Source organism: Jiangella alba (genome assembly GCF_900106035.1).
GTDB lineage: Bacteria > Actinomycetota > Actinomycetes > Jiangellales > Jiangellaceae > Jiangella > Jiangella alba.
Window position 1 is genome coordinate 626,009 of record NZ_FNUC01000004.1, and the last position, 13,026, is coordinate 639,034.

The following is a 13,026-nucleotide window of genomic DNA, read 5'->3' on the forward strand; positions in this document are numbered from 1 at the left end:
CAATGAGCACCTCTACGCACCGGTGCGTCGAGGTGCTCATTGCAAAGGGGGTCTGCGGGCGGGGGACGGCGCCGCACCAGACGACCACGCGGAAGCCGCCGCCCGCGACCGGGCGGCGGCTCCCGTGGTGCGCGGGCGTCAGAGCTGCTCGCGCAGCCTCTCGGCGGCCGCGACGAGCGTGGCGCGGGCGTCCGCGTCGCTCACCCGCTCGGCCACCGCGACGAACCGGTCCAGCGACGTGGCGGCGGCAGCGGTCAGGCCGCGGCCGGCCAGCCGCTCGGCGGTCGACAGGTGCGCGAGCAGCTGGGCCGCCTGCGACCGGTTGACGGTGCCGTCGGCGGCGTAGTCCTCCACCACCGAGCGCAGGCCGTCGAATGTGACCGGCGTCTGGACGCCGACCAGGATCGGGTCGTGGTCGCTGGCCCGGTAGACGGTGCCCGGCTGGAACAGCTCGCTGGCGAAGTAGTTGAACCGCGAGTACTCGAACAGCACCGACTCCACCGAGTTGATGTTCCACACGTCGGCGCCGGTGACCAGTCCGGCGTCGCTGACCGACGGGCTGGCCAGGACGTGGTCCAGCGAGCCGACCTTGCCGTCGAACACGTAGGTGTGCTCGCCGGCGTACTCGTTGTTGAGGTCGGTGTAGCCCGCGTCGTACAGCGCCTGCATCGGGTTCTCGCCGCTGTAGGAGTTGAAGTCGCCGAGCAGGAACGCGTCGTCGGTGCCGGTCGCCGCGGCCCGCTCGCCGGCGAACGCCACCAGGGCCTGCGCCTGCGCCGTCCGGTCGGCGTCGAAGCAGCCCTCCGGCAGGTCGCCGCAGTCGCCGCCCTTGGACTTGAAGTGGTTGACGATGGCGTTGAACTCGTAGCCGGTGGCGAGCGTCCGGAACTCCTGCGCCAGCGGCTCGCGGGCGTTGTGGAAGGCCGGGTCGTCGATGAGGATGACCGACTCGCCGACCGGCTCGACCGCCGCCGTCCGGTAGATGAACGCGGTGCGGATGACGTCCTCGTCCGTCGGCAGCGCGGCCGGCGACGGCACGAACGCCCAGGTGCCTGCGCCGGCGTCGGCGTTGAGCGCGTCGACCAGCGTGGCCAGCGCGACGTCGCGGTCCTGGCCGAACACGGCCGAGTTCTCGATCTCCTGCAGCGAGACGACGTCGGCGCCGAGGCCGTTGATGGCCGCGACGATCTTCGCCTCCTGCCGCTCGAGGTTCGTCGCGTCCCAGGCGCCGCGGGCGTCGCAGCCGCCGGAGACGGTGATCGGGGTGCCGGCGCGGTCGGTGAACGCCTCGCAGCCGGGGAGGTCGGCGCCCAGCGTGGTGAAGTAGTTCAGCACGTTGAACGCCGAGATCTTCAGGTCGCCGCCCACCGCCACCGGCTCGGCGTTGGCCTCGCGGGTGTTGCCGGTGCCGAACGTGACGACGTCGGGCGCGGGCCCGGTGATCGGCGAGGTGGGCTGGAAGTTCCACTGGAACCGGAAGTCGAAGATCACGTCGTCCTGGAACGTGACGCCGGCGCCGGTGCGGGCCGGGTCGGCGTTCGTGAGGTACGGCACCTGGCTGCTGGTCGCCGTCCGGTTGGACTGGCCGTCGTCGAGCGTGACGGCGCGGGCCGCGTTCGCCGCGACCGCCTCGTCGAACTCCGGCGAGCCGGGCGCCGCGACCTCGGTCTCCTGCACCAGCGGGCCGCCGAAGCCCAGGCCGATCGAGCCGAACGCGCTGCTGCCCCAGCCGCCCAGCGCGAACGTGTCCGAGACGACGTAGCCCTCGGCCGGGCGGACCAGCATGCCCTCGTAGACCTCGCGGCCGGCCTCCGTCGCGGGCAGCGTGAACGGCACCGGCTTGACGGCCTCGGCCGGCTCGGTGAGCGTCTCCAGCCCGTCGGCGGACAGCTCGATCTCGGTCAGGCCGAAGTACTCCTTGACCTCGCCGGTGACGCGGACGTGGTCGCCGATCTCGACCTGGCCCGCGGTCGACGGCGAGAAGACGAACACCGCGTCGGACGCCGTCCGCGCCGCGTCGCCGCCGCTGCCCGGCGTCTGGACGTAGTAGCCGCCGAAGCCGCCGCTCGGGTAGGTGGCCGTGACGACGCCGCTGGTGACGACGGTCGTGCCGGCCAGCGGGGAGTCGGCGCCGGTGCCCTGGATCTGCGCGATCGTGGCCGGTTCGGGATCCGGGTCCGGGTCGGGGTCGCCGCCGTTGACGGCGCCGAACGTGTTCGCCAGCGGGCCCGTCCAGGCGCCCTGGACCTTCTGCAGGGACTGCCCGACCGGCGTCGAGCTGGCCTCGGAGACGCCGATGTCGACGGCTGCCATGCCGTTCGCCGGGCCGCCGACCGCCGTCATGCCGCCCTCGTAGGAGAGGAACTCCGCGACGGTGCCGTCGGGGCGGACCAGCGCGATGCCGTCGGGCGAGCCGTTCTGGATGCCGTCGGTGGGATACGTCGCGACGACCACACCCGCCGCCGGGACGACGCCGCTGAGCGTGCGGGTGTTGTACGGAGCGCCGCCGTTGCCGTTGTAGAGGACGAGCTGCCAGCCGGTGAGGTCGGTGCCCGGGTCGGCCTGGATCTCGATCGCCTCGCCGGTGTCGGCGCCGGCGTTGTCGTAGTGGAGCTCGCTGATGAACGGGTCGCCTTCGGCCGCGCCGGCCGACAGGACGGGTGCCGCGGCCAGGCTCGCGCCGGCCAGGCCGGCCGCGGCGACCGCCGCGAGCCAGCGGAGAGGACGTCGGGTCGACTGCATCGAACGCACCTTTCGGGTCGAGGGATCGGACCTCGGGGGTGACGTGGCGCCCCGCCGGGTGGGCGGGGCGCCACGGCCGGTGTTGCTCGGCCGGTGCGGCCGTCAGGCCTCCGGAGTGCCGGAGCCGGTGCCGGCGCCCTTGCGCCGCGAGAGGGCGAACAGGCCGCCGCCGAGTGCGAGCACCACGACGCCGCCGATGACCCACCACAGCACGCCGGACGAACCGGTGTCGGGCAGCTCGTCGCCGTTCTCGGTGCCGTCGTCGGCGCCGCTGTCGGTGCCGTCGTCGGACCCGTTCTCGTCGGCGCCGTTCTCGTCGGCGCCGTTCTGGTCGCCGCCGTTCTCGGCGCCGCTGTCGGTGCCGTCGTCGGTGCCGTTCTCGTCGCCACCGTCCTCGGCGCCGTTGTCGTCGCCGTTCTCGTCACCGTCGTCGGTGCCGGGGTCGTCGCCGAAGTCGACCGTCACCGGCAGGGTGACGGTCGTGCCGGTCTCGGGCAGCTCGACCACGAGGGTCGTCTCCTCCGCCGCCTTCGCGGAGTCGGCCGTGACCGCCGGGACCGTGACGCGGACCTGCGCGCGGCCGACCTCGTCGGTGGTGTCGACGATGGCGGGGTCGACGTCGACCTTGCCGACCTCCTGGCCCGCCAGCGTCACCGTCGCCGTCGCGTCGACCGGCTCGCCGTTGCTGAACAGCAGCGACGACAGGTCGACGGCGATCTCGTCGCCGCTCTCGTAGACGGCCTCGGGGTCGGACACCCAGCTGACGCCGACGGCCCGCTGCGCGAGGTCCGGCGAGGCCGGCGAGTTCTCGCCCAGGTACGACACCATGGCCTGCAGGTCGACCTGGCCGGTGTCGGTCGGGTTGCTGCCCTGCGCCAGGGTGGCGAAGTTGTCGCCGCCGGAGGACAGGAACGAGTTGACGACCACGCGGTACTCACCGGCCGGGTCGACCGGCTCGCCGTTCAGCTCGACCGTCGTGATGCGCTCACCCGCGGCGCCGGCCGGGTCGTAGGTGTAGGTCAGGCCGGCCGACACGCCCAGCTTGAGGAACGGCCGCGAGGCGCCCGCGGGCTGCCACTGCTCCTCCAGCACCTGGGCGATCTGCTCGCCGGTCAGCGTGGTGGTGACGAGCGTGTTGGCGAACGGCTGGACCAGCGCCGCCTCCTGGTAGGAGACGTTGCCGTCCGGGTCCTTCTCGCCGGTGCCCAGGAACTTCAGGTCGGCGCGCAGGCCGCCCGGGTTCATGAACGCGATCTGCGTCTGCGCGTCGGTCACCTGCGCCGCCGCCAGCTGGACGTCGGCGACGAAGTTGCCCAGCGTGGACTCGCCGCCGCGGTTCTCCGGCGCCGGGTTCTCCTCGGTCGGGTTCTGGGCGGCGCGGTTGAAGTCGGCGGTGATGTCGCCGAGCGGCTCGGCGCCCAGTTCCTCGGCCGCGGCCTCGGCGGCCGCGACGTCCTCGGCGATCGCCTCGTCAGCCGGGAACAGCGGCTGCCACTCGTCGTTCTCGTCCAGCTCGGTCAGCGGGATGATGTCGGAGGTGACCTCCGCGACCGCGCCGGCCTCGGTGTCGTAGGTGAAGCTGATCTTGTTGAGGTTGTAGCCGTACTGGCCCGCGCTGACGACCGGGCGGGTGGTGACCTCGCGGCCGGCCCACTCCGGCACCTCGATCGCGTGGTTGTACGCGAGGTGCGTGTGGCCGGAGACGATGGCGTCGACGTCGGCGCTCACGCCGGTGACGATCGTGCCGAAGTCGCTGGCCGGGTCGGTGGCGGACTCGACGGAGGTCGTGGCGGCGCCCTCGTGGACGAGCAGCACGACGATGTCGGCGCCGTCGGCCTTCAGCTCGGCGGCGGAGGCGTTGGTCGCCTCGACGATGTCGCCGACCTCGAGTGCCTCGATGCCGCTGGGGCTGACCAGCTCGGGCAGGTGCTCGGTGACCGCGCCGACGAAGCCGACGGTGACGTCGTCGAACGTCTCGGTCCACGTGGGCGCGATCTCGTTGGCCGTCTCGCAGCCGGTGGTGGCGCCGTCGGCGACCGTCACGTTGGCGCCGATGTACTCCCATCCCGCCCGCGGGATGACGCGGTCGACGAGGTCGCAGTAGCCCTGGTCGAACTCGTGGTTGCCAACGGCGCTGACGTCCAGTCCGGCGTCGCTCAGCGCGTCGATCGTCGGGTTGTCCTGCTGGATGAACGAGGTGAACGTCGACGCGCCGATGAGGTCGCCCGCGGCCGCGAAGACGGTGTTCGGGCCGCTGACCTCGGCGACGGCGCCCGCGAGCACTGCGGCGCCCGCGGCCTGACCGTCGGCGCTGATGCGGCCGTGGAAGTCGTTGATGCCGAGTACGTCGATCTGGACCTCGGCAGCCTGCGCGGGGACGGCGCTGAGCCCGACCCCCGTCAGCCCCAGGGCGGCAGCTGCGCCCAGGGCACGGTGGAAACGCCTGTTCAGGCGCATATTTCTACCCCCTACATGGCAGTTTGACGGCGGTGACGCTACCTCCGCAGGGTGAACGGAGGGCATACGCCACGGCACAGGCTGGTCGTGACCCCGGCCGCCCGTCAACAGGTCCGGGCGTCGAGATGTATTCGTGACACGCTGTCGGTCGGCTCCGTTATGGTCGGGGTCGTGACGACGCCCTCGATCCTCGCCCGCACGCTGGCCGCCGCGGCCGCCGTCGCGGTGCTCGCCGCGTGCTCGTCCGGCGGCGACGAGCCGGCCGGTCTCGACGACACCCCCACGGCGGCGCCGACGAACGAGCCGTCCGGCGACCCCGCCGCGGGTCAGGACGCCGAGGCGGCCGCGCTCGACGCGTACGAGCGGTACTGGGACGCCCGCATCCAGTCGGTCAACGGCCCCGACGACAGCCCCGACGCGTTCGCCGGTGTGGCCACCGAGTCGACCATCGCGCTGCACCAGCAGACCGCGCGCACGTACGAGCAAGAGGGCATCACCTTCACCGGCGAGCCACGTGTGTACGACACCACGGTTTCGATCGACGGCGAGGCGGGCACCGTCACCTCGTGCGTCGACGACGGCGCATGGGTGGGGTCACAGAACGGCGAGCCGCTCCCGGTCAACCCCGACAAGCCCACGGTCTATCCCGTGCAGTTCCAGCTGCTGTTCCTCGACGACTCATGGCTGATCGGCGACCCGATCGAAGTGGAGGGCGACGTCTCATGCTGACCCGCCGGCTCACCGGCCTGCTGCTCGCGGCCGTCACCGTGGTGGGCACCATGGTGATCACCGCCGTGCAGGTCGCCCCCGCGGCCGCCGACGACTGCATCCAGCACGTCGAGACCAGCCCCGGCGTCTGGGAGTACATCAACACCTGCACCGGCGACGACGGTGGTGAAGACGGCGACGACGGCGATGGCGGCGGCGACGGCAACACCGAGCCCGAGTGCTACCTCGGCCGCGAAGAGCAGTTCAACTACGACTGGTCCTTCTGCGACGGCGAACTGAGCTGCTACGTCTTCAGCCCGCCGCCGTCCGCGCCCGACGAGGAGGACTGGCCCGAGAAGCCGGCCGACGCGCCCGAGGACGCCGTCTACGCCAACCAGGCCTGCTTCACGCAGCCGCCCGAGGAGGCGCTCGTCAGCAACGAGTACCTCTGGCTCGACCCACCCGAAGACGTCATCAACTGGGAACAGGAGGCCATCCAGGCCTTCGGCGCGCTGGTGGCGCCCGACTTCGAGCTGGCCTTCAACCCGCCGCAGCGCGCGTACGTCACGCTCGACACCTGGTACTGGGCCGAGGGCGCCACCGACGGCGAGATCACCGGCACGTCGGCGGCCGGACTGGTCGCCATCGCCACGCCGGAACGCCTCGAGGTCCAGCCCGGCGACGGCTCGGCCACGCTGACCTGCCCGTTCACCGTCGCCCAGAGCGACGCCTGCACCTACGTCTACCCCAAGGCGTCGGTCGACGGCACCGCGACGGTCGACGGCCAGCCGGCGTACGAGGGTCAGGCGCGGCTGGTCTACACGGTGCGGTTCGAGTTCAACGGCACGGTCATGGACATCCCCGGCGTGCCGGTGGTGTTCGAGACACCGTGGCAGGCCACGCCCATCCCGGTGGCCGAGATCCAGGCCATCGTCGAGGACTAGCAGCCGGTCGGCGCAAGGCGGCCGGCCACCGCGTCAGGACGAGTCGCGGACGATGAGTTCCGGCTCGAACACGACCTGCCGGTGCTCGTGCTCCTGCTCCGTCGTCTCGGCGAGCAGCAGTTCCGCCGCCGTCCGGCCGAGCTGTTGGCGGGGCTGGCGCACCGACGACAGCGGGACGGCAGCGGCAGCGGCGAAGTCGATGTCGTCGTAGCCGACGATCGCGACGTCGTGCGGCACCCGCAGCCCCGCGTGCGTCAGCGCCTGGAGCACGCCCAGCGCGACCAGGTCGTTGGCGCAGAACACCGCCGACGGCAGCACGTCGCGGTCCGCGGCCAGCCGGTCGCCGGCCGCGCGCCCGGCGGCCACGTTGAGCGCCGTCGTCGTCAGGACGGTCAGCTCGACGTCGTCGCGCGCCGCCACGACCGCGGACGCGCCCTCGTAGCGTTCCTGCACCTGCTGCAGCGTCAGCGGCCCGCCGACGAACTGGATGGTGCGGTGGCCGGTCTCGATCAGGTGGGTCGCGGCGAGCCGCCCGCCGAGCACGTCGTCGACGGCGACGGAGCACTCGCGCGCGGGGTCGCCGCGCCGGTCGAACAGCACCACCGGGATGCCGCGGTCGCGCAGCGCGGCGATGCGCCCGTCGGTGTCGATCGGGTTGATCAGCACGCCCTGCACCCGCATCTCGGCGAGTAGATCGAGGTGCGAGGCCTCCTTGACCGGGTCCTCGTCGGTGTTGCACAGGATGACGGCGAGCCCGTGCTGGTTCGCGGCGTCCTCGACGCCGCGGGCGACGTCGGTGAAGAACGGGTTCGCGACGTCCAGCACGACGAGACCGAGGGTGCGGCTGCGGCCGACCCGCAGCTGCCGGGCGGAGTCGTTGCGGACGAAGCCCAGCTCGGCGATGGCGGCGTAGACGCGCTCGCGGGTCGGCTCGGCGACCAGCTCCGGCCGGTTGAGGACGTTCGACACCGTGCCCACCGACACACCGGCCCGCAGCGCCACCTCGCGGATGTTCGGGGCTCCACCCATCGCCGCAGCTTACCGGCTGGGCCGGCGGCCCCAGCGGCGTCCCGCCCCGGTTGACGCGCCGCCGCCGGACCGCGTAACTTGACGAGGGCTGAATCGGTTCAAAGACGGCTTGCTGGAGGCAGCAGATGAGAACCCACGACGAGGTCAGAGCGGCCGTCCGCGGGCTGGGGGTCGAGACCGCCTCCTGGGCGTTCGCCAACTCCGGCACCCGGTTCAAGGTCTTCGGCCAGCCAGGCGTGCCGCGCGACCCGTTCGAGAAGATCGCCGACGCCGCCCAGGTGCACCGCTACACCGGCGCGGCGCCGCGGGTGTCCCTGCACATCCCGTGGGACCTCGTCGACGACTTCGCCGAGCTGGCCGCGCACGCCCGCGACGTCGGCGTCGAGATCGGGGCCATCAACAGCAACGTCTTCCAGGACGACGACTACAAGCTCGGCTCGCTGGCCAACCCCGACCCCGGGGTCCGCGCCAAGGCCGTCGACCACCACCTGCGCTGCATCGACGTCCTGCGCGCCACCGGCTCGACCGACCTCAAGATCTGGCTCGCCGACGGCCTCAACTACCCCGGCCAAGACTCCCTGCGCGACCGCCAGGAGCGGCTGGCCGAGTCGCTGGGCACCATCTACGCCGCGCTCGACGACGACCACCGCATGCTGCTCGAGTACAAGTTCTTCGAGCCCGCGTTCTACGCCACCGACATCCCCGACTGGGGCACGTCGCTGACGCACTGCCTGGCGCTCGGCGACCGCGCGACCGTCGTGCTCGACACCGGCCACCACGCACCCGGCACGAACATCGAGTTCATCGTGATGATGCTGCTGCGGGCCGGCCGGCTCGGGGCGTTCGACTTCAACTCCCGGTTCTATGCCGACGACGACCTCATGGTCGGCGCCGCCGACCCGTTCCAGCTGTTCCGCATCCTGCACGAGATCGTCGCGCAGGACGCGCACCGGCCCGAGTCGCACGTCAACTTCATGCTCGACCAGTGCCACAACATCGAGCCGAAGATCCCGGCGGTCATCCGCTCGGTGCTCAACGTCCAGGAGGCGCTGGCCAAGGCGCTGCTGGTCGACGCCGACGCGCTGGCCAAGGCGCAGGCCGACGGCGACGTGCTCGGCGCCAACGCGGTGCTCATGGACGCCTACAACACCGACGTCCGCCCGCTGCTGGCCACGCTGCGCGACGAGCAGGGCCTCGACCCCGACCCCATCGCCGCGTACCAGCGCTCCGGCTACTTCGAGTCGATCAGCGCCGGGCGGGTCGGCGGCGCCCAGGCCGGTTGGGGGGCCTGACGATGCCGCGGTACTGCTTCGTGTCGCAGGTCCGCCCCGACAAGCTCGACGAGTACCGCCGACGGCACGCGGAGGTCTGGCCGGAGCTGCTGGCGGCGCTGCACGACGCCGGCTGGCGCCACTACTCGATCTTCGTCGGCGACGACGGCCTGCTGGTCGGCTACGCCGAGGTCGACGATCTCGACGCTGCTCAGGCCGCCATGCAGGCCACCGACGTCAACCGCCGCTGGCAGGACGAGATGGCCCAGCTGTTCACCCACGGCGCCCGCCCGGACGAGAACTGGCGCTACCTCGACGAAGCCTTCAACCTCGACGACCAACTGGCCGCCGTCCCCCGAGAAGAGGACCGATGAGCAACCCTGCCGTCACCGAGTTGATCGAGCGGAGCAACCGGCTGGGGTCGGATCCGCGGAACACGAATTATGCGGGTGGGAACACGTCGGCCAAGGGCACCGCGGTCGACCCGGTCACCGGCGGCGACGTCGAGCTGCTGTGGGTGAAGGGCTCCGGTGGTGACCTGGGCACGTTGACGGAGGCGGGGTTGGCGGTGTTGCGGCTGGACCGGGTGCGCGCGCTGGTGGAGGTGTATCCGGGGGTGGAGCGGGAGGACGAGCTGGTCGCGGCGTTCGACTTCTGCCTGCACGGCAGGGGCGGCGCGGCCCCGTCGATCGACACCGCGATGCACGCCCTGGTGGACGCGCCGCATGTGGATCATCTGCACCCGGATTCCGGGATCGCGTTGGCGACGGCGGCCGACGGGGAGGCGTTGACGAAGGAGTGTTTCGGCGATCGGGTGGTGTGGGTGCCGTGGCGGCGGCCGGGGTTCCAGCTCGGCCTGGACATCGCTGCCATCAAGGCGGCGCATCCGGGGGCGGTGGGGTGTGTGCTGGGCGGGCACGGGATCACCGCGTGGGGCGCCACCAGCGGTGAGTGTGAGGCGAACTCGCTGTGGATGATCCGCACGGCGGAGGCGTTCCTGGCCGAGCGCGGCCGCCCGGACCCGTTCGGCCCGGTCGTGGACGGCTACGGCCCGCTCCCGGCGGCCGAGCGGCGAGCGCGGGCGGCGGCGCTCGCGCCGATCCTGCGGGGGCTGGTGTCGACGGACCGGGCGCAGGTGGGGCACTTCACCGACACCGACACCGTGCTGGACTTCCTGTCCCGCGAGAAGCACCCGGCGCTGGCCGAGCTGGGGACGTCGTGCCCGGACCATTTCCTGCGCACCAAGGTCCGCCCGCTGGTCCTCGACCTCCCCCCGGCCGCGCCCGTGGATGAGGTGGTGGACCGGTTGCGGGTGCTGCACGCGGCCTACCGCGACGAGTACGCCGCCTACTACCACCGGCACGCCACGCCGGACAGCCCGGCGATGCGGGGTGCGGACCCGGCGATCGTGCTGGTGCCGGGGGTGGGGATGTTCTCCTACGGCAAGGACAAGCAGACCGCGCGGGTGGCCGGCGAGTTCTACGTCAACGCGATCAACGTGATGCGCGGCGCGGAAGCCGTGTCCACCTACGCTCCGATCGACGAGGCGGAGAAGTTCCGCATCGAGTACTGGGCGCTGGAAGAAGCCAAACTCGCCCGGATGCCGGCGCCGAAACCGCTCGCCACCCGGGTCGCGTTCGTGACCGGGGCGGGGTCGGGGATCGGGAAGGCCATCGCCGAGCGCCTGGCCGCCGACGGCGCCTGCGTCATCGTCGCCGACCTCAACACCCACGCCGCCACCGAAGTCGCCGAAAGCATCGGCAGCAGCGACACCGCGGTGGCGGTGACCGTGGACGTCACGTCGGAGGAGCAGATCGCCGCCGCGTTCCAGGACGCGGTGCTGGCGTTCGGCGGGGTCGACCTGGTCGTCAACAACGCCGGCCTGTCCATCTCCAAACCACTGCTCGACACGTCGGCCGCGGAGTGGGACCTGCAGCACGACGTCATGGCCCGCGGCTCGTTCCTCGTCTCGCGCGAAGCCGCCCGCATCATGATCGACCAGGGCCTCGGCGGCGACATCGTCTACATCGCCTCCAAGAACGGTGTGTTCGCCGGGCCGAACAACGTCGCCTACGGCGCCACCAAAGCCGACCAGGCCCACCAGGTCCGCCTCCTCGCCGCCGAGTTGGGTGAACACGGCATCCGCGTCAACGGCATCAACCCCGACGGCGTCGTCCACGGCTCCGGGATCTTCGCCGCCGGCTGGGGCGCCCAACGCGCCGCCGTCTACGGCGTCCCCGAGGACCAGCTCGGCGCGTTCTACGCCCAACGCACCCTCCTCAAACGCGAAGTCCTCCCCGAACACGTCGCCAACGCCGTCCACGCCCTCACCGCCGGCCACCTCTCCCACACCACCGGCCTGCACATCCCCGTCGACGCCGGCGTCGCCGCCGCCTTCCTGCGATGACCACCCTCGCCGCCGTCGACCTGGGCGCTTCCAGCGGCCGGGTCATGCTGGCGCGGGTCAGCGCGCAGCGGCTGGACCTCACCGAGGTGCACCGCTTCGGCAACGTCCCGGTGCGGCTGCCCGACGGGCTGCACTGGGACGTGCTGCGGCTGTACCGCGACGTGCTGGACGGTCTCGGTCAGGCGGCCCGGGCCATCACCGGCGGCGAGGTGCTCAGCAGCATCGGCATCGACTCGTGGGCGGTCGACTACGGCCTGCTGGACGGGTCCGGCGCGCTGCTGGGCAACCCGTACCACTACCGCGACGGGCGGACGTCCGGCGCCGCCGCGGAACTGCACGCCGAGCTGGGCGAACGCGAGCTGTACGACGTCACCGGGCTGCAGTTCCTGCCGTTCAACACGATCTACCAGCTCGCCGTCGACCCCGCCGCCGCGACGGCCGCACAGGCCCTGCTCATGCCCGACCTGCTGACGTCCTGGCTGACCGGCGTGCGGGGCACCGAGGTGACCAACGCGTCGACGACCGGGCTGCTGGACGTCCGGTCCGGTGAGTGGGCAGCGCCGCTGTTCGACGCGCTCGGGCTGCGGCGCGACCTGTTCGCGCCGCTGCGCCGGCCCGGTGACGTCGTCGGGCCGCTGCTGCCGGACGTGCTCGACGACACCGGGCTGGACCCATCCGCCGTCGTCACCGCCGTCGGGTCGCACGACACCGCGTCCGCCGTCGTCGGAGTGCCGGCCGCGGACGAGCGGTTCGCCTACATCTCCTGCGGCACGTGGTCGCTGGTCGGCGTCGAGCTGGACGCGCCGGTGCTGACCGAGGCCGGCCGCGCCGCCAACTTCACCAACGAGGGCGGCGTCGACGGCACCGTCCGCTACCTGCGCAACGTCATGGGGCTGTGGCTGCTCAGCGAGTCGATCGCGACGTGGAACCGGGCCGGCCCGCCCGCCGACCTGCCGGCGCTGCTCGCCGCCGCCGCCGACGTGCCGCCCGGCGGCCCGGTCTTCGACCCCGACGACCCCGTCTTCCTGCCACCGGGCGACCTGCCGGCCCGCATCGCCGACGTGCTGCGCGCGGGCGGGTCGCGGGTGCCGCAGACCCGTCCTGAGCTGGTCCGCTGCATCCTCGACAGCCTCGCCGCCGCCTACGCGCGCACCGTCCGCCAGGCCGCCGAGCTGTCCGGCCGCGCCGTCGACGTCGTCCACCTGGTCGGCGGCGGCGCCCGCAACGAACTGCTGTGCCGCCTGACGGCCGACGCCTGCGGGCTGCCGGTGCTGGCCGGGCCGGTCGAGGCGACCGCGCTGGGCAACGTGCTCGTGCAGGCCCGCGCGCACGGCGCCGTCGCCGGCGACCTGTGGGCGCTGCGGGAACTGCTGCGGTCCACCCAGGCCGTGCACCGGTACGAGCCCGCTGGCGTGTGATCGTCCCGGCCGTCCGAGACAGCGGTGGTGGACCTGGAGCCGGCGACCGC

Annotated in this window: 9 protein-coding genes; 6 read left to right on the forward strand and 3 right to left on the reverse strand. The window is 72.4% G+C overall.

Translation table 11 applies throughout. From position 1 onward, the window contains the following. Nucleotides 1-138 precede the first annotated feature (138 nt). Together BLV02_RS20680 and BLV02_RS35150 are read right to left on the reverse strand one after the other, a co-directional pair. Nucleotides 139-2,742, reverse strand: a complete 2,604-nt coding sequence (locus tag BLV02_RS20680; protein ID WP_069109933.1) for an ExeM/NucH family extracellular endonuclease — start codon at nucleotides 2,740-2,742, stop codon at nucleotides 139-141. Between the two features lie 102 nt (nucleotides 2,743-2,844). After that, the gene (locus tag BLV02_RS35150; RefSeq protein ID WP_069109934.1) at nucleotides 2,845-5,199 is read right to left on the reverse strand and encodes a 5'-nucleotidase C-terminal domain-containing protein; all 2,355 of its coding nucleotides are present in this window, start codon (nucleotides 5,197-5,199) and stop codon (nucleotides 2,845-2,847) included. 171 nt (nucleotides 5,200-5,370) lie between these two features. Between BLV02_RS35150 and BLV02_RS20705 the strand changes: the two genes are divergently transcribed. Both BLV02_RS20705 and BLV02_RS20710 read left to right on the forward strand, forming a co-directional pair. After that, nucleotides 5,371-5,928: a hypothetical protein gene (locus BLV02_RS20705; protein ID WP_141711425.1), complete on the forward strand. Its 558-nt coding sequence runs from the start codon at nucleotides 5,371-5,373 to the stop codon at nucleotides 5,926-5,928. Next, nucleotides 5,922-6,851 carry a hypothetical protein gene (locus BLV02_RS20710; protein ID WP_069109936.1) on the forward strand — a complete coding sequence of 310 codons (930 nt, stop codon included), beginning with the start codon at nucleotides 5,922-5,924 and terminating at the stop codon, nucleotides 6,849-6,851. Before BLV02_RS20705 ends, BLV02_RS20710 begins: the two co-directional genes overlap by 7 nt. A 33-nt stretch (nucleotides 6,852-6,884) precedes the next feature. Here the strand turns inward: BLV02_RS20710 and BLV02_RS20715 are convergent, their stop codons facing one another. Then, nucleotides 6,885-7,880 carry a LacI family DNA-binding transcriptional regulator gene (locus BLV02_RS20715; protein WP_069109937.1) on the reverse strand — a complete coding sequence of 332 codons (996 nt, stop codon included), beginning with the start codon at nucleotides 7,878-7,880 and terminating at the stop codon, nucleotides 6,885-6,887. A gap of 125 nt (nucleotides 7,881-8,005) precedes the next feature. On the opposite strand from BLV02_RS20715, the gene rhaI reads away from it, so the two are divergent. Genes rhaI through BLV02_RS20735 form a run of 4 tightly spaced genes read left to right on the forward strand, consistent with a single transcriptional unit; the run spans nucleotide 8,006 to nucleotide 12,976 of the window. Continuing rightward, nucleotides 8,006-9,172: an L-rhamnose isomerase gene (gene rhaI, locus BLV02_RS20720; RefSeq protein ID WP_069109938.1), complete on the forward strand. Its 1,167-nt coding sequence runs from the start codon at nucleotides 8,006-8,008 to the stop codon at nucleotides 9,170-9,172. A 2-nt stretch (nucleotides 9,173-9,174) separates the two neighbouring features. After that, entirely contained in the window at nucleotides 9,175-9,525 is a 351-nt protein-coding gene (locus BLV02_RS20725; protein WP_069110259.1) for an L-rhamnose mutarotase, read from the forward strand. Next, entirely contained in the window at nucleotides 9,522-11,558 is a 2,037-nt protein-coding gene (locus BLV02_RS20730) for a bifunctional rhamnulose-1-phosphate aldolase/short-chain dehydrogenase (protein ID WP_069109939.1), read from the forward strand. The genes BLV02_RS20725 and BLV02_RS20730 overlap by 4 nt, the downstream gene beginning before the upstream one ends. Further along, entirely contained in the window at nucleotides 11,555-12,976 is a 1,422-nt protein-coding gene (locus BLV02_RS20735; RefSeq protein WP_069109940.1) for a rhamnulokinase, read from the forward strand. Before BLV02_RS20730 ends, BLV02_RS20735 begins: the two co-directional genes overlap by 4 nt. Nucleotides 12,977-13,026: the final 50 nt, after the last annotated feature.